The following is a 21,556-nucleotide window of genomic DNA, read 5'->3' as shown; positions in this document are numbered from 1 at the left end:
TCGCGCCCTTCGCATTCCGGCCGCCGCCGCCCTCTGAAGCAGCGACCCGGCCGCCACCCGCATTCATCCCCCGCCCATGGCCAAGAACCCCTCCGCCAAGCCGGCCGCGCCGGCCGCCGTTTCCCCTTCCAAAGCCAGCGACGCCAAGGCCGCCAAGGCGCCCAAGGCCTCCAAGGCGCTGAAGTTCGTCGAGCCGATCAAGGCGGCGAAGAACGTCAAGCCGGACACCGCCGTGCCGCCCAAGATGCGCGACATGCCGCCCAATCCGCCGAGCCGCCCGAGCAAGGAGATCCACGTCTTCCCCAACCCGGCGCCGGAACGCGACTACGTCATCCAGTTCCAGATCCCCGAGTTCACCTGCCATTGCCCGCTGACGGGCCAGCCGGACTTCGCGCACTTCACGATCGACATGATCGCGGACCAGTACTGCGTCGAGCTCAAGAGCCTGAAGATGTACTTCTGGAGCTACCGCGACGAGGGCGCGTTCCACGAGAAGGTGACCAACACCATCCTTGAGGACATCGTGAAGGTCACGAACCCGCGCTTCATCCGCATCACCGCGAAGTGGTACGTGCGCGGCGGCATCTACACGAACGTCGTCACCGAGCACCGCAAGAAGGGCTGGAAGCCGCTGCCCGCGGTGGACCTGCCGGCGCACGGCTTCGAGACCGGCCTGCTGCGCTGAGCGGCTGAGCCTGGCATCACAGGATGGCCCTCGCCTATGACCCGGACACGCAGTTCGTCGCGGTCGCGCTCAAGCGCAGCCGCATCGACGGCTACGGCGTGTTCGCGGCCGAGGCCGTCCCCGCCTTCACGCGGCTGGGCCTGCTGACCGGCGAATCGATCACCGTCGCCGAGGCGCGGCGCCGCGCGCAGGAGAGCCAGCGGCTGATGCTGGTCGAGCTGTCGCCGGCGCGGGCGATCGACGCGAGCCGCTCGCAGGATGCGATGCGCTTCACCAACCACAGCTGCTCGCCCAACGCCCGCATCCAGGTCGAGGACGGCGAGATCAGCTTCTTCGCGCTGCGCGATCTGCAGGCCGGCGACGAGATCACCGTCGACTACGGCCTCACGCATCACGAGGGTCGCCTGACGTGCCGCTGTGGCGCGCCCGGATGCCGCGGTTCACTCTGATCGGCAAGTCTGCGTTGTCAACGTAAGTACCAGGGGCGGCGTCCCGTCGCCCTATGATTCCGCGCATGAGCTCCACCCCTGCTTCGCAGCCGGTCCAACCGCCGGTCCATCCACCGGTCAATCCCCGCCTGGCCCTGCTGAACCCCTACCCGTTCGAGCGGCTGAGCGCCCTGACAAAGGGCATCGTTCCCAACCCCGACTACCGTCCGATCTCGCTCGGCATCGGGGAGCCGAAGCACCCGGCACCGAAGCTGGTCGAAGACGCGCTGATGGCCAACCTCAAGGGGCTGTCCGGCTATCCGGCGACTGCCGGTCAACTGCCGCTGCGCGAGGCCATCGCCGGCTGGCTGCAGCGGCGTTATGCACTGAGCCTCGACCCGGCCACACAGATCCTGCCCGTCAACGGGTCGCGGGAGGCGCTGTTCGCCCTCGCGCAGGTGGTGATCGATCCGTCCCGCCCCGGCGCGACCGTGGTCTGCCCCAATCCGTTCTATCAGATCTACGAAGGCGCCGCGCTGCTGGCCGGCGCGACGCCCGCCTTCGCCAACTCCGACCCGGCGCGCAACTTCGCCCCCGACTGGTCGCAGATCGACGAGGCGACCTGGTCGCGCACGCAACTGCTGTACGTCTGCTCGCCCGGCAATCCGACCGGCGCCGTCATGCCGCTGTCCGAATGGCAGACGCTGTTCGAGCTCAGCGACCGCTACGGCTTCGTGATCGCCTCCGACGAGTGCTACTCCGAGATCTACTTCCGCGACGGCCCCGACGCCGCCCCGCTGTCGGGCCTGCAGGCCGCCGCGCAACTGGGTCGTCCGGACTTCCGCAACCTGATCGCGTTCACCAGCCTGTCCAAGCGCTCCAACGTGCCCGGCATGCGCTCGGGCTTCGTCGCCGGCGACGCCGCGTGGATCAAGCGCTTCCTGCTGTACCGGACCTATCACGGCTCGGCGATGAACCCGATGATCCAGGCCGCCAGCATCGCCGCCTGGAACGACGAGGACCACGTCGTCGCCAACCGCGCGCAGTACCGCGCCAAGTTCGCCACCGTCACGCCGCTGCTGGCCGAGGTGCTGGACGTCGCCCTGCCCGACGCGGGTTTCTACCTGTGGGCGGCCGTGCCAGACGGTAACGATATTGGCTTCGCCCAGGGGCTGCTCGCTCAATACAATGTCGGCGTTCTGCCCGGCAGCCTGCTGGCCCGCGACGCCCATGGGATCAACCCCGGCGCCGGCCGCATCCGCCTGGCGCTGGTGGCCGAACAGGCCGAATGCCTGGAAGCCGCCCATCGCATCGTCTCCTTCGTGAAGCCACTCAAGACGTCCGCCTGATCCGGCCCCGCCGGTCCGCCCCACCGTCCGCCCCACGATCCGCTTCGCGAATACGCCTCACGCATCCACCCCGCATTCGCCCCGAATCCACCCTCTTTCCCCGAACCCCTCCGCACCATGACGCAAGACCTGCAATCCATCATCGACCTCGCCTGGGAAGGCCGCGCCAACCTGACCTCCGCCAACAGCCCCGAAGTGCGGGCCGCGGTGGACGAAGTGATTGCCGGACTGGACGCCGGCACGCTGCGCGTGGCCGAGCGCAAGGCCGTCGGTGAGTGGACCGTGCACCAGTGGGTCAAGAAGGCCGTGCTGCTGTCCTTCCGCCTGAACGACAACCGCCAGATGGGCGCCGGCGACATGACCTTCTTCGACAAGGTCCCGACCAAGTTCGGCGGCCAGTCCGACGAACAGCTGCGCGCCGCCGGCGTGCGCGTCGTGCCCCCGGCCGTCGCGCGCCGCGGCAGCTTCATGGCGAAGAACGTCGTGCTGATGCCGTCGTACGTCAACATCGGCGCCTACGTCGACGAAGGCACGATGGTCGACACCTGGGCCACCGTCGGCTCCTGCGCGCAGATCGGCAGGAACGTCCACCTGTCCGGCGGCGTCGGCATCGGCGGCGTGCTGGAACCGCTGCAGGCCAACCCGACCATCATCGAGGACAACTGCTTCATCGGCGCCCGTTCCGAGATCGTCGAGGGCGTGATCGTCGAGGAGAACTCGGTCATCTCGATGGGCGTCTACATCGGCCAGAGCACCCCGATCTACGACCGCGAGACGGACACCGTCTCCTACGGCCGCGTGCCGGCGGGCTCCGTCGTGATCAGCGGCAGCCTGCCGAAGAACGACAAGTACAGCCTGTACGCCGCCATCATCGTCAAGAAGGTCGACGCCGGCACCCGCGCGAAGACGTCCATCAACGAACTGCTGCGCGCGTAATTGGGCCCACCCCCTACCGGCTGACGCCGGCCCCCTCAGGAGGGGGCGAGCCCATGTGTCCGGCGAAGCCGGACTCAGGGCTCCGCTTGGTGAATACAACGCTTAGGATGCCGGACAGGGTTGTCGGCAAGAAGGGATGGAGATGAGCACGGGAAACATGGAGCGCATCCTGCGCCTGATGGCCGAAAAGGGCGCATCCGACACCTACCTGTCGGCCAACATGCCGGTGCTGATCCGGATCAACGGACAGATGCTGCAGCTGTCGGATCAACTCCTGACCCCGGCCCAGCCGCGCGCGCTGATCTCCGAGGTCATCGATCCGCAGCATCTGGCCGAGCTCGATGCCAACGGCGAACTGAACCTCGCCGTCTCCATCCCCAAGGTCGGCAGCTTCCGGTTGTCGGGCTTCCGCCAGCGCGGCTCGATCGCGGCCGTGTTCCGGCACATCCCGCACGTCATCCCGACGCTGGACAGCCTGGGCCTGCCGCCCATCCTGGCCAAGCTGATCACCGAGAAGCGCGGCCTGATCCTGATGGTCGGCGCGACCGGCACCGGCAAGAGCACCACGCTCGCGTCCATGCTGGAGCACCGCAACCAGACGATGACCGGCCACATCCTCACCATCGAGGACCCGCTGGAATACCTGTTCACCAACAAGCGCTCGCTGGTCAACCAGCGCGAGGTGGGCCGCGACACGGCGTCGCTGCAGATCGCGCTGAAGAACGCGCTGCGCCAGGCGCCGGACTGCATCCTGATCGGCGAGATCCGCGATCGCGAGACCATGACCGCGGCGATCTCGTACGCGCTGTCGGGTCACCTGGTCGTCGCCACGCTGCACGGCAACAACAGCTACCACGCGCTCAACCGGATCATGTCCTTCTACACGCCGGAATCGCGCCCGGCGATGCTGAACGACCTGGGCGCCGGCCTGAAGGCGGTGGTCTCGCAGCGCCTGGTGCGCGCCGCCGCGGGCGGCCGTGTCCCGGTCACGGAAATCCTGCTGAACACCAAGCTGGTGGCCGAGCTGATCGAGCAAGGCGACTTCGCCGGCGTGAAGGAGGCGATGGAGAAGTCGATGGCCGAGGGCTCGCAGAGCTTCGAGGAACACTTCGCCCGCCTCATCACCGACGGCACGATCACGCGCGAGGAAGGCCTGGCCTTCGCCGACTCGCCGACCAACCTGCTCTGGCGCCTGCAGAACGACGGTCCCGGCGTCAAGCCCGGCGGCCCCGGCGCGACCAAAAAGGAAGAGCCGGCCGAGGACACCGCCAACTTCACCTCCATCACGCTGGACGTGCAGCCGGGCTGAGGCCTGCGAGGCCCTGAAGGCAGCGACGATCCCGACGACCGACCACCGATGGACGACCTGACCCTCGCGCTGCTGGAGCAGCTGATCGCCCGCCCCTCGGTGACGCCGGCCGACGCCGGTTGCCTGGAACTGATCGGCTCGCGGCTGGCCGGCGCGGGCTTCACGCTCGAACGCATGGACAGCGGGCCGGACGACTTCCACGTCAGCAACCTGTGGGCCGTGCGCCGCGGCCAGTCGGCCGACGGTCCGCTGCTGGTCTTCGCCGGCCATACCGACGTCGTGCCCACCGGCGATCTCTCGAAGTGGACCAGCGATCCCTTCGTCCCCACCGTGCGCGGCGACCGCCTGTACGGACGCGGCGTGGCGGACATGAAGACTTCGCTGGCGGCCATGGTCGTCGCCGCCGAAGACTTCGCGGCGATGCACCCTGACCATCGCGGCAGTGTCGCCTTCCTGCTGACCAGCGACGAGGAAGGTCCGGCGCGTGACGGCACCGTCGTCTGCGTCGAGCGACTGCGCGACCGCGGCGAGCGGCTCGACTACTGCATCGTCGGCGAGCCGACCTCGGTCGAACGCCTCGGCGACACCGTCAAGAACGGGCGCCGCGGCTCGCTCTCCGGCAAGCTGCGCGTGATCGGCGTGCAGGGCCATGTCGCCTATCCGCAGCTGGCGCGCAACCCGGTCCACCAGGCCGCGCCGGCGTTGGCCGAGCTGGCCGTCAGCGAATGGGATAATGGCAACCGCTACTTCCCGCCGACCACCTTCCAGATCTCCAACATCGCCGCCGGCACCGGTGCCGGCAACGTGATCCCCGGCGAGATGGTGGTGGACTTCAACTTCCGCTTTTCCACCGAATCGACGCCCGGTTCGCTTCGTCAGCGTGTGCATGCGCTGCTGGGCCGCCACGGCCTCGAGTACACGCTGGACTGGACGCTGTCCGGCGAGCCCTTCCTGACACCGGTGGGCGAGCTGTCGGCTGCGATCAGCGCGGCCATCGAGGCGGAGACCGGCGTGTCCGCCGAGTTGTCCACGACGGGGGGCACCTCGGATGGCCGCTTCATCGCCAAGCTCTGCCCGCAGGTGGTTGAATTCGGACCGCTCAATGCGAGCATCCACAAGATCGATGAATACGTGCCGCTGGACCAGATCGCGCCGCTGACGCGCATCTACCGGCGCACCCTGGAGAATCTGCTGTTGTGACGCTGCTGGAATTGATCGAGGCCCAGGCCGCCCGCCTCCGTGAGGCGGGCGTTTCGTTTGGGCACGGCACGACGAATGCTTTCGACGAGGCCGCCTGGCTGAGCCTGTGGGCGCTGGACCTGCCGCTGGACACGCTGGACGCGCACGAGACCGACGCCGTCGACGACGCGGGCCGGACGAAGGTCGAGGCGCTCGTCGCCGAGCGCATCGCGACGCGCAAGCCCGCCGCCTACCTGACACGCGAAGCGTGGCTGCAGGGCGTGCCGTTCTACGTCGACGAGCGCGCCATCGTGCCGCGCAGCTTCATCGCCGAACTGCTGGCCGACGCGACCATCGACGCGTGGCTGTCCGACCAGACCACCCGCGTGCTGGACCTGTGCACCGGCAACGGCAGCCTGGCCGTGCTGGCCGCCATGGCCTGGCCGGACGTCGCGGTCGACGCGATCGACCTCAGCGCCGATGCGCTCGCGGTCGCGGCGATCAACGTCGAGCGCCATCAGTTGGGTGACCGCATCCGGCTGCTGCAGGGTGACGGCCTCGCGCCGGCGCAAGGTCCGTACGACCTGATCCTGTGCAATCCGCCGTACGTGAACAGCACCTCGATGGCGGCGCTGCCGCACGAGTACCGCGCCGAACCCGAGCTCGCGCTCGCGGGCGGCGCCGACGGCATGGACTTCATCCGCAGGCTGCTCTCCGACGCGCCTGAGCGGATGACGCCGCACGCGGTGCTGGTCCTGGAGATCGGCAACGAGCGCGAGTTCTTCGAAGCCGCTTTCCCCCGACTTGAATCCGCCTGGCTGGAGACCTCCGCCGGCGAGGACCAGGTCTTGCTGCTGACCCGAGAGGCGCTGGTCGCCGCGGGCTTCGGCCATGACGACCCCAGCGACACACAAGGAGTTTCCCCATGATCACGCTGCGCAACGTCGTGCTGCGCCGCGGCACCAAGGTCGTCCTCGATGACGCGAGCGTCGTGCTGCAACCCGGCGAGAAGGTCGGCCTGGTGGGCCGCAACGGCGCGGGCAAGTCCAGCCTGTTCTCGCTGCTGACCGATCGCCTGCACAGCGACAAGGGCGACGTGGAGATCCCGCGTCACTGGGCGCTCGCCGAAGTGGCGCAGCACATGCCCGAGACCGAGATGCCCGCCACCGAGTTCGTGCTGGAGGGCGACGTCCGCCTGATGGCCGCGCGCAAGGCGCTGGCCGAGGCCGAGGCGGCCGACGACGGCCACGCCATCGCCGATGCCTACGCGCAACTGATGGACGCGGGCAGCCTCGACGCCCCCGCCCGCGCGCAGGCGCTGATGATGGGCCTGGGCTTCAAGGGCGCGCAGGTCGATGCGCCGGTCAACAGCTTCTCCGGCGGCTGGCGCATGCGTCTGCAGCTGGCGCGCGCGCTGATGTGCCCGTCCGACCTCATGCTGCTGGACGAGCCCACCAACCACTTGGACCTGGACGCCCTGGTCTGGCTGGAAGCGTGGCTGCAGCGCTATGAAGGCACGATGATCATCATCAGCCATGACCGCGAGTTCCTGGACGCGATCACCAAGGTCACGCTGCATCTGGACGAGGCCAAGCTGCACCGCTACGGCGGCAACTACACGGCCTTCGAGTCCATGCGCGCCGAGCGCATGCTCCAGCAGCAGCAGGCCTTCAGCAAGCAGCAGGAGCGCATGGCGCATCTGCAGAAGTTCATCGACCGCTTCAAGGCCAAGGCCAGCAAGGCCAAGCAGGCGCAGAGCCGCGTGAAGGCACTCGAGCGCATGGAGCGACTGGCGCCGGTGATGATGGCGTCGGACTTCAGCTTCGAGTTCCGCGAGCCGCTGAACCTGCCCAATCCGATGCTGATGTTCGACACGGTCTCGGTGGGCTACGACACCGACGAGAGCGAGAAGGTCATCGTGCGCGGCATCGACCGCTCGGTGCTGGCCGGCCAGCGCTTCGGCATCCTGGGCGCGAACGGCCAGGGCAAGTCCACCTTCGTGAAGACGGTGGCGCGCATGCAGCGCGCGATGGGCGGCACCATCACCGAAGGCAAGGGCCTGTCGATCGGCTACTTCGCGCAGCAGGAGATGGACGTGCTGCGGCCCGACGAGGGCCCGCTGATGCACATGATCCGGCTGGCCAAGGAGGTCAGCCCCAACGCCCGCGAGCAGGAGCTGCGCGACTTCCTCGGCCAGTTCCGCTTCGTCGGCGACATGGTCAACCAGGAAGTGGGCAGCCTGTCCGGCGGCGAGAAGGCCCGCCTGGTGCTGGCGATGCTGGTCTGGCAGCGCCCCAACCTGCTGCTGCTGGACGAGCCGACCAACCACCTGGACCTGCAGACCCGCGAGGCCCTGTCGATGGCGCTCAACGAGTTCGAGGGCACCGTCATGCTCGTCAGCCATGACCGCGCGCTGCTGCGCGAGGTCTGCGACGAGTTCTGGCTGGTGGCCGACGGCAAGCTGGCCCCCTTCGACGGCGACCTGGACGACTACCAGCGCTGGTTGCTGGACCGTTCCAAGGAAGCCGCGAAGCTGGCGAAGGAAGAGGCCAAGCAGGCGCTGCGCAGCGCGCGCGCCAGCAGCGCGACGCCTGCCCCCGCGCCGGTGGCTGCGGCCCCCGTGGTCGTCGCGCCGCCGCCGCCCGCCCCTGTCAAGCGCGACGACCGCAAGCTCAGCGGCCAGGCCCGGCAGAAGCTGTCCGAGCAGACCCGTCCGCTGCGCAAGGAGATGGAGCAGATCGACGCGCGCATGAAGGCCTGGGCGGAAGAGCGCGCCGCGCTTGAAGGCCAGTTGTCCGGCGCGGGCCGCACGCCCGCGCAGATCGCCGACGCCGGCAAGCGCCTGAAGGCCATCGGCGACGAGATCGAAGTCGCCGAACTGCGTTGGCTTGAGCTCAGCGAGCAGGTAGACGCGATTCAGGCGACCGGCTGAGTCCGACGTCATTCCCACTCCCCGCATGAACGCCCCGGCGACACCTGTCCTCGGGGCGTTGTTCTTTCTGGAACTTCCGACGCCGTCCGCCGATAGTTCCCGTCAACCGCGATCAAAGACCATTTCAATTGCGCGCAATTTAATTGCTCGCTATAGTTCAGTCCATGCCGAACACGAAGCCCTTCAACCCGCCGGTTGCCGTCACGACGGTCGACCGGCAGACCCAGCCGGTGCCCGCAGGCACGGACTGGCTGAAGCTCGATGTCCAGCTGTGCTTCGCGCTGTATTCGACCTCGCTGGCGATGACGAAGCTCTACAAGCCGCTGCTGGCTCCCCTGGGCCTGACGTATCCCCAGTACCTGGTGATGCTGGTGCTGTGGGAGACGGACGGCCCCAGCGTTTCCGATCTGGGGCAACGTCTGAACCTGGACTCCGGCACGCTGACGCCGCTGTTGAAGCGACTGGAATCCAACGGCCTCATCGAGCGCCGCCGCGCGCTGGCCGACGAGCGCCGCGTCGAGATCCACCTGACGCCTGCCGGCCGCGCCCTGCGCGAGCAGGCGGTCGCCATCCCCGAACAACTGGCCTGCGCCAGCGCCTGCGGTCCGACCGAAGCGGAGTCGCTGACAAGCCGCCTGCATGAATTGCGTGCCAACGTACTGACCCACCTGTCACGCGATCCCGCCGCCTCCGACGAGGATGGCGAGACCTGACCCCCGAGTTTTCCGTTCACCCCAACCCATCACCACCAAGGAGCCTCACATGGCCATCGAAAAAGCCCTCTACACCGCCACCGCCACCGCCACCGGCGGCCGTCAAGGCACCGCGCAATCGTCCGACGGCGCGCTGAAGGTCGACCTGTCCACGCCGAAGGAACTCGGCGGCGGCGGCGGTGCCGGCACCAATCCGGAACAGCTGTTCGCGGCGGGTTATTCGGCCTGCTTCATCGGCGCGATGAAGGCCGTCTCGGGTCGCAACAAGGTCTCGCTGCCGGCCGAAGTCTCGATCACCAGCGAAGTCGGCATCGGCCCTCACGCCAACAAGCCGGGCGCCTTCGGCATCGCCGTGGCCATGAAGATCTCGGTGCCGGGCATGGACCGCGCTGAACTGGAAAAGCTGGTCGCCGACGCGCACGAAGTCTGCCCGTATTCGAACGCCACCCGCGGCAACATCGACGTCACGCTGACGATCGTCTGATGCCCAGGGTCCGGTTCGTTCCGGACTCCCCATGAAAAAAGCGCCGGCACTGCCGGCGCTTTGTCGTTGAGGGCACAGGCGCCGAACGACCCGCTCAACGTTGACGCAGCAGCGTGAGCATCAATTCAATCCGCGCGGCCCAGGGCGACAGCGCGGCAGCGGGCTCCTCGCTCGCGCCGATGATGCGCCCCTGCGCGCACCGCGTCGTGCGCCAGACAGGAACACCGGCCTCCTTCATGGCACGGACCGGGGCGTCGAGCGCGACGTTCAGCGTGCCATTCCCGGTGCAGGCCAGCACCAGTCCCTGCAGGCCTGCATGGCGCCACGCTTCGAGCGAGCGGGCATCAGCGCCCGCGTGGCTGCCGAGCACCTCCACCCACGGCCATGTCGATGCGTCCTCAGGCAACAGGCCCGCGCCCAGTGCCTCACCCCGCGGCCAGTCACGGAAGCGGCGCAGCACGCCCTCTTCCACCACGGCCAGCGGGCCGGCGTCCGGCCCGGCCTCGAAGGCGTCCAGGCGGTAGCTGTGCGTCTTGCGCAGCTCCAGCCCGGACCACACCTGCCCCGCCACGACCGCGACGACGCCTCGCACGCCCTCCGACTCGGCGACGGCCACCGCGTCGAGCAGGTTCTGCGGTCCGTCCGCCTGGATCGCCGTCGCAGGCCTCATGGCAGCCGTCAGGACGACCGGCTTCTCCGGCGCCAGCACGCGCTGCAGCAGATAGGCCGTCTCTTCTAGCGTGTCCGTGCCGTGCGTGATCACGATCCCCCGGACCTCCGGGCGATCCAGATGCTCCCTCACGCGACGCGCGAGTCGCGCCCAGGTCGCATGGTCCATGTCCTTGCTGTCGAGCTGGGCGAGCTGTTCCGCCTCCAGCCTCTTCGCCGCCAGGGCCGGCACCGCACCGACCAGGGACGCGACCGACAATGATCCGGCCTTGTAGCCGACGTTGTCCGTGGCGCTGCCGGAGGCGCCGGCGATGGTCCCGCCGGTGCCGATGATCACGACGATTTCAGCCGCACTTTGCAATTTCCCGTCTCCTGTATAAAAATCCAGATGCTGGATGAATTCTCAGGCGGCTTTCGAACCATCAAGGTCGCCGCGTCTTCGACATCCGGTCCTCAATGGAATAAAGGCTTGCTCGTGGATACACCGCCCAAACTCACTGCCCGGCAACAGCAGATCTTCGATCTGGTCCGCGACAGCATCGAGAGCACCGGCTCGCCGCCCACACGCGCCGAAATCGCGCAGCAGCTGGGATTCAAGTCCGCCAACGCGGCTGAAGAACACCTGCAGGCCTTGGCGCGCAAGGGCGTCATCGAACTGGTGGGCGGCACCGCGCGCGGAATCCGGCTGCCGTCGACGGCGCTGCGCCAGGTCAACCGCGCTCGCGAACAGAGCCAGTTCGCGCTGCCACTCGCCAGCCTCGCGCAACTGACGCTGCCGCTGGTCGGCCGGGTCGCTGCGGGTGAGCCGATCCTCGCCGAGCAACATGTCGAGCAGCACTATAGCGTCGACCCTTCGATGTTCTCGAAGGCGCCGGACTTCCTGCTGCGTGTGAAGGGCATGAGCATGAAGGACATCGGCATCATGGACGGCGACCTGCTCGCCGTGCAGAAGATCAGCGAGGCGCGCAATGGCCAGATCGTCGTGGCGCGCATCGGTGAAGAAGTCACCGTGAAGCGCTTCCAGCGTCATGCCGACGGCATTCGCCTGCTGCCCGAGAACTCGGACTTCGCCCCCATCGAGGTCACGCCCGACGAAGAGTTCTCGATCGAAGGCCTGGCGGTCGGGTTGATCCGCTCCGGCGGTTTCCACTGACTGCTGCGCTCACGCCATGAGCGCGCGAAAGACGCACATCAAGGCGGCCTCGGCCGCCGAATGTGCGAGCTTGCGACAGATCCCCAACATCGGACCGGCAATGGTGCGGAATTTTGAGTTGATGGGGATTCGACAGCCGGCGGATCTCGTGGGTGCCGATGCTTTCTCGCTTTATCAGCGGATTTGCAGGCTCACCGGTCAACGCCACGATCCCTGCGTCCTCGATACCTATATGGCCGCCGTCGACTTCATGAATGGCAGCCCTCCCCGAGATTGGTGGAGTTATACGGCGCAACGAAAGCGCGAGTATCCAGATCTCTGATCGGAAATCAAACAACAAACAGCCAAAGAAAAAACCCTGCCGATTTGCATCGACAGGGTTTTAATGTTGGCGGAGTGGACGGGGCTCGAACCCGCGACCCCCGGCGTGACAGGCCGGTATTCTAACCAACTGAACTACCACTCCAGATACGACGCTATTGAGTGCATCGATATCATTTGCGAACAAGTTTCGCTGCAAACCATCGATTCCATTCAGAACCGAGTGCAGCCAAGCCTTGTCAAACTTGGCGTCCCCTAGGGGATTCGAACCCCTGTAGCCACCGTGAAAGGGTGGTGTCCTAGGCCTCTAGACGAAGGGGACAGGACCTGCTTGTCTTGACTCGAACTGCGCGTACTGTGCAACCGTCACACCCGAAGGTATTCTGGTGGAGGTAAGCGGGATCGAACCGCTGACCTCTTGCATGCCATGCAAGCGCTCTCCCAGCTGAGCTATACCCCCGAATGCTTTCGCATCGAATCGGTACGCCGCCCGAGTCTCAACTGTGTTGGCGGAGTGGACGGGGCTCGAACCCGCGACCCCCGGCGTGACAGGCCGGTATTCTAACCAACTGAACTACCACTCCAGATACTCAAGATCTTTGGATCTGTCGCATCAAACTCTTCCCGCTTAAACATCATCAAGAACTACTTGATGACATCGCTGCGTCGATTTCGTTACTGTACCTGATTTTGATAACGATCAAATCGATTTCCGAAGAATTTTTTGATTTTCTCGTTCAATCTCTGGACAGTAACCAAGTTCGAAACTTGGCGTCCCCTAGGGGATTCGAACCCCTGTAGCCACCGTGAAAGGGTGGTGTCCTAGGCCTCTAGACGAAGGGGACTGGACTTTTTTCCCTTGAACCGCGCGCCACACAAACTGAAGTTTGGTGGAGGTAAGCGGGATCGAACCGCTGACCTCTTGCATGCCATGCAAGCGCTCTCCCAGCTGAGCTATACCCCCTTCGGGGATTCGATTCGAATTCTTTTCGGCTTCTTGAATTTCATCGGGGAGCTCGCGCTCCCCGTTTTGATTCATCGTCTGCCGCTTCGAAGTTCGTTTCGAACGTCGCGCTGTTCAAGCGAGAACGAGAGTATAGATCGAGTTTTAAACGGAACGCAAGCGGTTCAACAAAATTTCTTTGTCGAAAAGTTCCAGCACCGCATCCACCGACGGCGTCTGCGAACGACCGCAGGCCAGCACGCGCACGGGAATCGCCAGTTGCGGCATCTTCAAGCCGTGAGCGCCAATCGTTTCCTTGATGGCGCCGCTGATCGAGGCCTTGTCCCACACGGGCAGCGCTTCGAGTTTGTCCGCCAACGCCAGCACAGCCGGCTTCACCGCATCGGTCAGGTGCTGGGCTCGATCGGCATCGGTCGGCGTCACGGGCGACACATACATCGCCAGCCAGTCCGCCAACGCCACCGTGGTGCTGCAACGATCCTTGAACACCCCGCACATCGCTTCGAGGCGCTCCGGCGCAGCCAGACCGCGCTTGGCCAACTGCGCCGCGACCAATGCCGCCAGACGTGCGTCGTCGGCCTGCTTGATGTAATGGGCGTTGACCCATTCCAGCTTGGCCGGATCCCATTGAGCGGGACTCTTCGAGAGATGGCTGCCGTCGAACCACGACACCAGTTGCGCCACGCTGTACAGCTCGTCGTCGCCGTGGCTCCAGCCCAGGCGCGACAGGTAGTTCAGCATCGCCTCGGGCAGGTAGCCGTTCTCCTCATACGCCGTGACGCTGACCGCGCCGCGGCGCTTGGACAGCTTCAGGCCGTCGTCGCCCAGGATCACGGGAATGTGGCCGAACGCCGGCAGCGCCGCGCCCAGCGCGTGGAAGAGGTTGATCTGCCACGGCGTGTTGTTGATGTGCTCGTCGCCGCGGAAGACGTGCGTGATCTTCATGTCCCAGTCGTCGATCACGACCGCGAAGTTGTAGGTCGGCACGCCGTCCGGACGCAGCAGGATGAGGTCGTCGATCTCGCGGTTGTTGATCGTGATCGATCCCTTGACCAGGTCGTCCCAGGTCACGTCGCCGTCGATCGGATTCTTGAAGCGCACCACCGGCTCGATGCCCGCGGGAATCGCGGGCAGCGTCTTGCCCGGTTCCGGACGCCAGGTGCCGTCGTAGCGGCGCTTCTCGCCGCGCGCCTCCTGGCCCGCCTTCATCGTGGCGAGTTCTTCGGGCGAGCAGTAGCAGCGGTAGGCGGTGCCGGCCGCGATCATCTGCTCGATGACCGCGTGATAGCGCTCCAGGCGCTGCATCTGGTAGACCGGACCCTCGTCGTAGTCGAGGCCCAGCCACTTCATCGAGGCCAGGATCTGGTCGACCGAGTCCTGCGTGGAACGCGCGACGTCGGTGTCCTCGATGCGCAGCACGAATTCGCCGCCGTGATGCCGCGCGTAGGCCCACGAGAACAGCGCCGTGCGCGCCGTGCCGAGGTGCAGGAAACCCGTCGGCGACGGGGCGATGCGGGTGCGGACCGGGGTGGAGGGAGTCGTCATAGGGAATTCAAACCGCGGGCCAGGTCGGCCTTGATGTCTTCGATGTCTTCCAGGCCGACCGCGACGCGGATCAGGCCCTGCGTGATGCCGGCCGCCTGGCGCTGCGGCTCGGTGAGCCGACCGTGCGAGGTGCTGGCCGGATGCGTGATAGTGGTCTTGGTGTCGCCGAGATTGGCGGTGATCGAGCAGATCTTCGTCCGGTCGATCACGTGGAAGGCCGCGGCGCGGCCCTTGTCGTCCGCATGGCTCTTCACGATGAACGACACCACCGCCCCGCCCTGCCCGCCTTGCTGGCGCATCGCGAGCTCATGCTGCGGATGGGACTTCAGGCCCGGGTAGTAGACGCGCTCGACGGCGGGATGCGCTTCCAGCCATCCGGCCAGCACCGCGGCACTGGCGGTCTGCGCCTTCATGCGCACCGACAGCGTCTCCATGCCCTTGAGCACGACCCACGCATTGAACGGCGACAGCGACATGCCCACCGAGCGCATCACCGGCGTGAACACCTCGTCGACGTGCCTGGCCGAGGCGCAGATCGCGCCGGCGATCACGCGGCCCTGACCGTCCAGGTACTTGGTGCCGGAATGAATGATGAAGTCCGCCCCCATCTTCGTGGGCTGCTGCAACGCAGGCGACGCGAAGCAGTTGTCGACCGCCAGCAGCGCGCCGTGCGCATGCGCGATCTCCGCCAGCGCGGCGACGTCGCAGACCTCGGTCAGCGGGTTGGTCGGCGTCTCGGCAAACAGCAGCTTGGTATTGGGCTGCAGCGCGTTCTTCCACTCGGCCAGGTCGGTCTGCGATACGAAGGTCGTCTGCACGCCGAACTTGCCGAACTCGCCCTGCAGCAGCTTGATGGTCGAGCCGAACACCGAGCGCGAGCACACCACGTGATCGCCGGACTTCAGCAGGCCCATGACCAGCAGCATGATCGCGGACATGCCCGACGAGGTCGCGATGCAGGCCTCGGTGCCTTCGAGCGCGGCCAGCCGGCGCTCCATCATCATGACCGTCGGATTCGAGAAGCGGCTGTAGACGAAGGCCTCTTCCTCGTTGGCGAAACGGCGCGCGGCGGTGGCCGCGTCCGGATGCACGAAGGAGCTGGTCAGGTACAGCGCTTCCGAGTTCTCACCCCAGGGCGAAGGCGGCAGGCCCTCGCGCACGGCAAGCGTGTCCAGCCGGACGTCGGCCGGCAGGTCTACGCGCGGAATGCCGCCCTTCTTCTCATGGCTCATCACTGGTCTCCGCCGCTCTGCAGCGCCAGGCGGCTGCGCGCCGGCAGGTCCTCTTCCTCGGGCTGCGACTTGCGCTGCGCCTGCATGGTCGCGAAGTCCTCGACCGACACGTCGCCGGTGATATACGTGCCGTCGAAGCAGGAGGCCTCGAAGCCGTTCAGCCCCGGGCGGAGTTGGCCCACCACGCGCTTCATCGCGTCGACGTCCTGGTAGATCAGCGCGTCGGCGCCGATGAACTGGCGGATCTCCTCGATCGAACGGCCGTGGGCGATCAGTTCCTCCTTCGTCGGCATGTCGATGCCGTAGACGTTGGGGAAACGCACCGGCGGCGCGGCCGAGGCCAGGTAGACCTTGTTCGCGCCGGCCTCGCGGGCCATCTGGACGATCTCCTTGGAGGTCGTGCCGCGCACGATGGAGTCGTCGACCAGCAGCACGTTGCGGCCCTTGAATTCGAGGCCGATCGCATTGAGCTTCTGGCGCACCGACTTCTTGCGCGTGGACTGGCCCGGCATGATGAAGGTCCGGCCGACGTAGCGGTTCTTGACGAAGCCCTCGCGGTACGGCTTGCCGATGCGGTGCGCCAGTTGCATCGCTGACGGGCGGCTCGATTCAGGGATGGGGATGACGACGTCGATCTCGCTCGGCGGGATCGTCGAGATCAGGCGCTGGGCCAGCGTCTCGCCCATGTTCAGGCGGGCTTGGTAGACCGAGATGCCGTCCATCACCGAGTCCGGGCGCGCCAGGTAGACGAACTCGAACATGCAGGGGTTCAGCGTCGGGTTCTCGGCGCATTGCTGCGTGTGGACGGTGCCTGCGGTGTCGATGAACAGCGCTTCGCCGGGCGCAAGGTCGCGCGTGAGCACGTGACCCGTACCTTCGAGCGCCACGCTTTCGCTGGCGACCATGACCTCGCCATCGGCCGCCTGGCCGAAGCACAGCGGGCGGATGCCGTACGGATCACGGAAGGCCAGCAGACCGTGACCGGCGATCAGCGCGATCACGGCGTAGGAGCCCTTGATGCGCTTGTGCACGGTGCCCACGGCCTTGAAGATCTGCGCCGGCGTCAGCGGCAGGTCGCGGCCGGCCATTTCGAGTTCGTGCGCGAGCACGTTGATCAGGACTTCGGTGTCGCTCTCGGTGTTGATGTGGCGGCGATCGACCTCGAACAGCTCGTCCTTCAGCGCATGCGCATTGGTGAGGTTGCCGTTGTGGACCAGCACGATGCCGTAGGGCGCGTTGACGTAGAACGGCTGCGCCTCTTCCTCGGAATAGGCGTTGCCGGCCGTCGGATAGCGGACCTGGCCGAGGCCGACCGTGCCGGGCAGCCCGCGCATGTTGCGGGTGCGGAACACGTCGCGCACCATGCCGCGCGCCTTGTGCATGAAGCACTTCTGACCCTGCATCGTGACGATGCCGGCCGCGTCCTGGCCGCGATGCTGCAGCAGCAGCAGCGCGTCATAGATCAGCTGGTTGACCGGCGCCTTGGAAATCACACCGACGATGCCGCACATGGGGAGTCCTTAATGCTTCGGGAACGGGAGGGAAACGACGAAAAAGCGACGGCCGGGGCGCTTGTGACGCTCAGGCCGGAATGTAGTCTTGCAGGGCCGCGGGCAACAGCGGCTTCACCTGCGTGAGCGTGGCCTGCAGCCAGGGCGCGATCTGCGATTCGGTCCACGGCTGCGACCGCACGGCCGGCGTCATGTCGACGATGACGGTCGCCAGCAGCGCCAGCAGCACCGCGCGCAGCACGCCGAAGCCCGCGCCGCCGAGCCGGTCCAGCACGCCCAGCGGCGTCGCGTGGATCAGCGCCCGGATCAACTTCGCGCCCAGGCCCCAGATCAGCAGCACCAGCATGAAGGCCAGCACCAGTCCGACAGCATGGATCAGCGCCGGGCCGATCTTCTCCGCCGGCAGCAGGCCCTCGATGAACGGCGCCACGAAGGGCGCGGCGGCATAGGCGACCAGCCAGCCGGCGATCGTCATCAGCTCGAAGACCAGGCCGCGCCAGGCGCCCAACAGCACCGAGACGACCAGCAGGCCCAGCAGCGCGAGGTCGACCCAGTTCATCGCGGCGATCGGGCTTGCGCGCAGGATTCATGGTCGTGCATCGTGAGGTGCTCCGTGCCGGCCCGTCAGAGCGTCAGCACGGCCGAGGACAGGCCGCCGCCGCGAACCTTGGTCGCGACCTTGTCCGCCTCTTCCCGCGAGTTGAACGGCCCCACCCGCACGCGGATGCGTTTGCCGTCCGCCGTGTCGACGGCCTGCGTGTAGGTCTTGAGCCCCATGCGCTCGACCTTCGCCCGCACGTCCTGCGCCGCCTTGCCATCCGCGTAGGCGCCGACCTGCACGATGAAGCGCGTGCCGGCCGCCGCCGCGTCGGGCTTCTTGTCGGAGGACGGACGCCCTTCCAGCAGCGCCTGCGCGCGCGCGGCATCCGCCGAGCGCGTGTCGGGTTTCGGATCGGGTTTCGGGTCAGGCTTGCGTTCGGGCTTGGCGTCGACCTTGGGTTCGGGCTTGCGCTCCGGCTTCGTCTCGGGTCTGACCTCGGGCTTGTGCTCCGGCTTGGGCTCCACCCGCGCCTGGCGGGCGGGCTCGGCGATCGTCGCGCGATCGTCGGGCTTGGTCTCCATGCGCGTCGGCGGCATGGCCTGGGCCACCTGATCGGCGACCGGGTCGCGAGGCGCTTCCGGCGGCGGGACCGGGCGATCAGTCGCTGCCTGTTCGGCGGACTCCGTGATGATGCCGCGACCGGCATCGGCGCCAGCAGCCTGGCTGCGGGAGGTCTGGGCAGTCGGCGTGGGAATCGTCAACGGCGTTGCGCCGTCCTTGCGCGGGATGTCGATCGGCAGGTCGACGGCGATCGGCCGCGGCTGGGTCTCGAACAGCAAGGGGAACACGATCACCGCGACCCCCACCAGCACCGCGGCGCCGATCAGGCGCCGGCGCGCACGCAGGCGCAATTGCTGGACATCGTCGACCGCCTCGGCGCCGCCGCGGGCGCGACCGCGTCCACCGTCGCCGGAACGGCCTCGTTCGGCCCGTTCACCGCCTCGGTCGCCGGAGTCGTTCGCTTCGCCGCGCTTCAGGAAGGACAGAAAACCCATGTACTCGGAGGACCTGGTTGATGCCGCGCCGTCGCCGCGGGAGTGTCTCCGGGACCCTGGGCCCCGGAGTGGAAAGCGGCCCCTCCGTAAGTACGGACAGGGCCGCCGACTTCAACTGCGAACGTTTCGAATGCAGCGTTGCGAAGCGCTCAATGCCGCCCGCTTCAAGACTCGGCTTCCGGCTGGACGCCGCCGCCCAGTCTCGGGATGCCGTTCCTGAGCACGCCGCCCACGGTGAAGAACGAACCGAAGACCAAAATTCTATCAGCGGGGTCCGCCTCGGCCGCTGCCGCGGCCAGGGCGGATGCGGGGTCCGGATGCAGCGACGCACCGACCTCCTTCGGCGTTTGCAGCGTGCCGGCCGCGCGCGCCTCGTCGAAACGCGCCTGCAGCGCCTGGGCGGTCGCCGCACGTGCGATCGGCAGGTCGCAGAAATGCCAGTGATCGATCAGCGGAGCGATGCGCGCGAGGATGTTGGCGAGGTCCTTGTCCGCCATCGCGCCGAAGACGGCCCGGGTACGCGGGTAGAAGCCCATCTGGTCGAGGTTCTGCGCCAGCGCCGCGACCGCGTGCGGGTTGTGCGCGACGTCCAGCACCAGCATCGGCGAGCCCGGGATCACCTGGAACCGTCCCGGCAACTCGACCAGCGCCAGGCCTGCGCGCACCGCCTGCGCGGAGATCGGGAGCCGCTCATACAGGGCCTCGAAAACCGCCAGCACGCCGGAGGCGTTCAGCAACTGGTTGACGCCGCGCAGCGCCGGGTAGGACATGCCGCTGTAGCGACGCGCACGTCCGACCCACTGCCATTGCTGGCGGTCGCCCGAATAGCTGAAGTCGCGCCCGAGCTGGCGCACGTCGGCACCGATGGAGTCGGCATACGCGGCGATCGAGGCCGGCGGCATCGGATCGGACACGATCGCCGGCTTGCCCGGCCGCATGATGTGCGCCTTCTCGCGGCCGACGGACTCGCGGTCGGGGCCGAGGTACTCGGTGTGATCCAGATCGATGCTGGTAATGACGCTGCAGTCGGCGTCGATGACGTTCACCGCGTCCAGGCGACCGCCGAGGCCGACTTCCAGGATCACCAGGTCCAGCGGCTCCGACGCCAGCTTGTGCAGGATCGCCAGCGTGGTGAATTCAAAGTAGGTCAGCGCCAGTTCGCCTCGGGCCTTTTCCACCGCCTCGAAGTGCGGCAGCAGCGCCGCGGCGTCGACCGGCCGGCCGCCGACGCGGCAGCGCTCCTGGAAGTGCACCAGGTGCGGCTTGATGTACAGACCGACGCGGTATCCCGCCTGCAGCGCGACGCTCTCCAGCATGGCGCAGGTCGAGCCTTTGCCATTCGTGCCGGCGACCATCACGACCGGCGTGTCCGGACCGAAGTTCAGGTTCAGGCGCTGGCGCATCTCGGCGACGCGGGCCAGCGTCATGTCGATCTCCTTCGGATGCAGCCGCTCGCAGCGGGCCAGCCAGGCGTCGAGCACCTGCTGCGCGTTGCCGCCGGGGGTCAACACGGGAATGGACAGATCGTTCGAGACGGCTGAGGGGGACGAAGAGGAGGACATCGGGAATTCCAAGGCTCAAATGAAGACGGCCAGACCGGGAGTGGTCTGGCCGTGCTGAGTACCGTCACCACCCCGGGGGTGGTTCGCAGCCGCGAACGTCAGGCGACCGCGTCGGAGCTCTGCCGCTGCAGGATGGCCAGATTGCGGGCGATGACCTCACGGAGCTTGCGGCGGTCGACGATCATGTCGATGGCGCCCTTCTCCATCAGGAACTCGGCGCGCTGGAAGCCGGGGGGCAGCTTCTCACGCACGGTGTTCTCGATGACGCGCGGGCCGGCGAAGCCGATCAGCGCCTTGGGCTCGGCGATGACGATGTCACCGACGAAGGCGAAGCTCGCCGAAACACCGCCCATCGTCGGGTCGGTCAGCACGCTGACGTAGGGCAGCTTCGCCTTGGCCAGGCGCGTGAGCGCGGCGTTGGACTTGGCCATCTGCATCAGCGAGAGCAGGCCTTCCTGCATCCGCGCGCCGCCGGTGGCGGTGAAGCAGATGAACGGGGTCTTCTGTTCCAGCGCGGTCTCGACGCCGCGCGCGAAGCGCTCGCCGACCACGGAGCCCATGGAGCCACCCATGAAGTCGAACTCGAAGCAGGCGGTGACGACCGGGATGCTCATCACCGCGCCGCCCATGACGACCAGCGCGTCGGTCTCGCCGGTCGATTCCAGCGCTTCCTTGAGCCGGTCGGGATACTTCTTGCTGTCCTTGAACTTCAGCGCGTCCACAGGCAGCACTTCCTGGCCGACTTCGTAACGGCCTTCGCCGTCCAGGAACGCGTCCAGGCGGGCGCGGGCACCGATGCGGTGGTGGTGGCCGCACTTCGGGCAGACGTTGACGTTCTGCTCGAGGTCGGTCTTGTACAGCACCGTTTCGCAGGACGGGCACTTGATCCAGAGGCCTTCCGGCACCGTGCGGCGCTGGTCGGGATCGGTCTGCTGGATCTTCGGGGGAAGCAGTTTCTCAAGCCAACTCATGGCGGGCTCCTATAGCT

The 21,556-nt window shown here is 67.0% G+C and carries 20 protein-coding genes and 6 tRNA genes; 12 read left to right on the top strand and 14 right to left on the bottom strand.

Annotation, left to right across the window (positions count from 1 at the left end; all coding sequences use genetic code 11):
- Positions 1-253 precede the first annotated feature (253 nt).
- The 10 genes from queF (at position 254) to ABE85_RS05685 (ending at position 10,015) form a co-directional block, all read left to right on the top strand.
- Positions 254-685, top strand: coding sequence for a preQ(1) synthase (gene queF, locus ABE85_RS05730; RefSeq protein ID WP_067281975.1), 432 nt, complete (start codon positions 254-256; stop codon positions 683-685).
- Between the two features lie 23 nt (positions 686-708).
- Positions 709-1,134, top strand: a complete 426-nt coding sequence (locus ABE85_RS05725) for an SET domain-containing protein (protein ID WP_067271045.1) — start codon at positions 709-711, stop codon at positions 1,132-1,134.
- A gap of 65 nt (positions 1,135-1,199) precedes the next feature.
- Entirely contained in the window at positions 1,200-2,462 is a 1,263-nt protein-coding gene (gene dapC / locus ABE85_RS05720; RefSeq protein ID WP_067271043.1) for a succinyldiaminopimelate transaminase, read from the top strand.
- Between the two features lie 117 nt (positions 2,463-2,579).
- Positions 2,580-3,398, top strand: coding sequence for a 2,3,4,5-tetrahydropyridine-2,6-dicarboxylate N-succinyltransferase (gene dapD / locus ABE85_RS05715; protein ID WP_067271040.1), 819 nt, complete (start codon positions 2,580-2,582; stop codon positions 3,396-3,398).
- Between the two features lie 142 nt (positions 3,399-3,540).
- On the top strand, positions 3,541-4,707 hold the full coding sequence (locus ABE85_RS05710; RefSeq protein ID WP_067281971.1) for a PilT/PilU family type 4a pilus ATPase: 1,167 nt from the start codon (positions 3,541-3,543) through the stop codon (positions 4,705-4,707).
- A gap of 48 nt (positions 4,708-4,755) precedes the next feature.
- Positions 4,756-5,907, top strand: a complete 1,152-nt coding sequence (gene dapE, locus ABE85_RS05705; RefSeq protein ID WP_067271036.1) for a succinyl-diaminopimelate desuccinylase — start codon at positions 4,756-4,758, stop codon at positions 5,905-5,907.
- A complete protein-coding gene (gene prmB / locus ABE85_RS05700) occupies positions 5,904-6,815 on the top strand; it encodes a 50S ribosomal protein L3 N(5)-glutamine methyltransferase (RefSeq protein ID WP_067271032.1) in 912 nt (303 codons plus the stop codon). The genes dapE and prmB overlap by 4 nt, the downstream gene beginning before the upstream one ends.
- Positions 6,812-8,818 (top strand): ATP-binding cassette domain-containing protein, encoded by a 2,007-nt coding sequence (locus tag ABE85_RS05695; protein WP_067271029.1) that lies wholly within the window; start codon positions 6,812-6,814, stop codon positions 8,816-8,818. Before prmB ends, ABE85_RS05695 begins: the two co-directional genes overlap by 4 nt.
- 164 nt (positions 8,819-8,982) lie before the next feature.
- Entirely contained in the window at positions 8,983-9,531 is a 549-nt protein-coding gene (locus ABE85_RS05690; RefSeq protein WP_067271025.1) for a MarR family winged helix-turn-helix transcriptional regulator, read from the top strand.
- Between the two features lie 49 nt (positions 9,532-9,580).
- Entirely contained in the window at positions 9,581-10,015 is a 435-nt protein-coding gene (locus ABE85_RS05685) for an organic hydroperoxide resistance protein (protein WP_067271022.1), read from the top strand.
- A gap of 94 nt (positions 10,016-10,109) precedes the next feature.
- Here ABE85_RS05685 and ABE85_RS05680 read toward each other — a convergent pair whose 3' ends face one another.
- Complete coding sequence (locus ABE85_RS05680; protein WP_067271018.1) at positions 10,110-11,045, bottom strand: asparaginase; 936 nt, start codon at positions 11,043-11,045, stop codon at positions 10,110-10,112.
- A 114-nt stretch (positions 11,046-11,159) separates the two neighbouring features.
- Between ABE85_RS05680 and lexA the strand changes: the two genes are divergently transcribed.
- Positions 11,160-11,837 carry a transcriptional repressor LexA gene (lexA, locus tag ABE85_RS05675; protein WP_231993356.1) on the top strand — a complete coding sequence of 226 codons (678 nt, stop codon included), beginning with the start codon at positions 11,160-11,162 and terminating at the stop codon, positions 11,835-11,837.
- Positions 11,838-11,853: 16 nt separating this feature from the next.
- Positions 11,854-12,159, top strand: a complete 306-nt coding sequence (locus ABE85_RS26800; protein ID WP_082938353.1) for a helix-hairpin-helix domain-containing protein — start codon at positions 11,854-11,856, stop codon at positions 12,157-12,159.
- A gap of 67 nt (positions 12,160-12,226) precedes the next feature.
- On the opposite strand, the gene ABE85_RS05670 is transcribed toward ABE85_RS26800, so the two are convergent.
- The 13 genes from ABE85_RS05670 to accD all read right to left on the bottom strand — a co-directional run bounded on the left by ABE85_RS05670 (position 12,227) and on the right by accD (position 21,539).
- Positions 12,227-12,303 (bottom strand) — tRNA-Asp (locus ABE85_RS05670).
- 101 nt (positions 12,304-12,404) lie between these two features.
- Positions 12,405-12,480 (bottom strand) — tRNA-Glu (locus ABE85_RS05665).
- 62 nt (positions 12,481-12,542) lie between these two features.
- A tRNA-Ala gene (locus tag ABE85_RS05660) sits at positions 12,543-12,618 on the bottom strand.
- Between the two features lie 47 nt (positions 12,619-12,665).
- Positions 12,666-12,742, bottom strand: a tRNA-Asp gene (locus ABE85_RS05655).
- A 185-nt stretch (positions 12,743-12,927) separates the two neighbouring features.
- Positions 12,928-13,003 (bottom strand) — tRNA-Glu (locus ABE85_RS05650).
- A gap of 43 nt (positions 13,004-13,046) precedes the next feature.
- Positions 13,047-13,122 (bottom strand) — tRNA-Ala (locus tag ABE85_RS05645).
- A 144-nt stretch (positions 13,123-13,266) separates the two neighbouring features.
- Positions 13,267-14,667, bottom strand: coding sequence for a glutamate--tRNA ligase (gene gltX / locus ABE85_RS05640; protein ID WP_067271012.1), 1,401 nt, complete (start codon positions 14,665-14,667; stop codon positions 13,267-13,269).
- Positions 14,664-15,899: an O-succinylhomoserine sulfhydrylase gene (locus tag ABE85_RS05635; protein ID WP_067271008.1), complete on the bottom strand. Its 1,236-nt coding sequence runs from the start codon at positions 15,897-15,899 to the stop codon at positions 14,664-14,666. The genes gltX and ABE85_RS05635 overlap by 4 nt, the downstream gene beginning before the upstream one ends.
- Complete coding sequence (purF, locus tag ABE85_RS05630; protein ID WP_067271005.1) at positions 15,899-17,410, bottom strand: amidophosphoribosyltransferase; 1,512 nt, start codon at positions 17,408-17,410, stop codon at positions 15,899-15,901. Before purF ends, ABE85_RS05635 begins: the two co-directional genes overlap by 1 nt.
- A 70-nt stretch (positions 17,411-17,480) precedes the next feature.
- Complete coding sequence (locus ABE85_RS05625; protein ID WP_067271001.1) at positions 17,481-17,969, bottom strand: CvpA family protein; 489 nt, start codon at positions 17,967-17,969, stop codon at positions 17,481-17,483.
- 65 nt (positions 17,970-18,034) lie between these two features.
- Positions 18,035-19,006, bottom strand: coding sequence for an SPOR domain-containing protein (locus tag ABE85_RS05620; protein WP_082938352.1), 972 nt, complete (start codon positions 19,004-19,006; stop codon positions 18,035-18,037).
- A gap of 164 nt (positions 19,007-19,170) precedes the next feature.
- Positions 19,171-20,568: a bifunctional tetrahydrofolate synthase/dihydrofolate synthase gene (gene folC / locus ABE85_RS05615; RefSeq protein ID WP_082938351.1), complete on the bottom strand. Its 1,398-nt coding sequence runs from the start codon at positions 20,566-20,568 to the stop codon at positions 19,171-19,173.
- Positions 20,569-20,666: 98 nt separating this feature from the next.
- A complete protein-coding gene (gene accD / locus ABE85_RS05610; protein WP_067270997.1) occupies positions 20,667-21,539 on the bottom strand; it encodes an acetyl-CoA carboxylase, carboxyltransferase subunit beta in 873 nt (290 codons plus the stop codon).
- Between the last annotated feature and the right edge of the window lie 17 nt (positions 21,540-21,556).

The organism is Mitsuaria sp. 7 (genome assembly GCF_001653795.1).
In the GTDB taxonomy this organism is placed as follows: Bacteria; Pseudomonadota; Gammaproteobacteria; order Burkholderiales; family Burkholderiaceae_C; genus Roseateles.
The sequence above is the reverse complement of the archived record's forward strand: the minus strand, read 5'-3'. Positions and strand labels throughout refer to the sequence as shown.

Bases quoted from the DNA above. Each gene is read 5' to 3' on its own strand.
- queF (WP_067281975.1), top strand. From the start codon at position 254: ATGCCGCCCAATCCGCCGAGCCGCCCGAGCAAGGAGATCCACGTCTTC.
- ABE85_RS05725 (WP_067271045.1), top strand. From the start codon at position 709: ATGGCCCTCGCCTATGACCCGGACACGCAGTTCGTCGCGGTCGCGCTC.
- dapC (WP_067271043.1), top strand. From the start codon at position 1,200: ATGAGCTCCACCCCTGCTTCGCAGCCGGTCCAACCGCCGGTCCATCCA.
- dapD (WP_067271040.1), top strand. From the start codon at position 2,580: ATGACGCAAGACCTGCAATCCATCATCGACCTCGCCTGGGAAGGCCGC.
- ABE85_RS05710 (WP_067281971.1), top strand. From the start codon at position 3,541: ATGAGCACGGGAAACATGGAGCGCATCCTGCGCCTGATGGCCGAAAAG.
- dapE (WP_067271036.1), top strand. From the start codon at position 4,756: ATGGACGACCTGACCCTCGCGCTGCTGGAGCAGCTGATCGCCCGCCCC.
- ABE85_RS05695 (WP_067271029.1), top strand. From the start codon at position 6,812: ATGATCACGCTGCGCAACGTCGTGCTGCGCCGCGGCACCAAGGTCGTC.
- ABE85_RS05690 (WP_067271025.1), top strand. From the start codon at position 8,983: ATGCCGAACACGAAGCCCTTCAACCCGCCGGTTGCCGTCACGACGGTC.
- ABE85_RS05685 (WP_067271022.1), top strand. From the start codon at position 9,581: ATGGCCATCGAAAAAGCCCTCTACACCGCCACCGCCACCGCCACCGGC.
- ABE85_RS26800 (WP_082938353.1), top strand. From the start codon at position 11,854: ATGAGCGCGCGAAAGACGCACATCAAGGCGGCCTCGGCCGCCGAATGT.
- gltX (WP_067271012.1), bottom strand. From the start codon at position 14,667: ATGACGACTCCCTCCACCCCGGTCCGCACCCGCATCGCCCCGTCGCCG.
- ABE85_RS05635 (WP_067271008.1), bottom strand. From the start codon at position 15,899: ATGAGCCATGAGAAGAAGGGCGGCATTCCGCGCGTAGACCTGCCGGCC.
- purF (WP_067271005.1), bottom strand. From the start codon at position 17,410: ATGTGCGGCATCGTCGGTGTGATTTCCAAGGCGCCGGTCAACCAGCTG.
- ABE85_RS05625 (WP_067271001.1), bottom strand. From the start codon at position 17,969: ATGAACTGGGTCGACCTCGCGCTGCTGGGCCTGCTGGTCGTCTCGGTG.
- ABE85_RS05620 (WP_082938352.1), bottom strand. From the start codon at position 19,006: ATGGGTTTTCTGTCCTTCCTGAAGCGCGGCGAAGCGAACGACTCCGGC.
- folC (WP_082938351.1), bottom strand. From the start codon at position 20,568: ATGTCCTCCTCTTCGTCCCCCTCAGCCGTCTCGAACGATCTGTCCATT.
- accD (WP_067270997.1), bottom strand. From the start codon at position 21,539: ATGAGTTGGCTTGAGAAACTGCTTCCCCCGAAGATCCAGCAGACCGAT.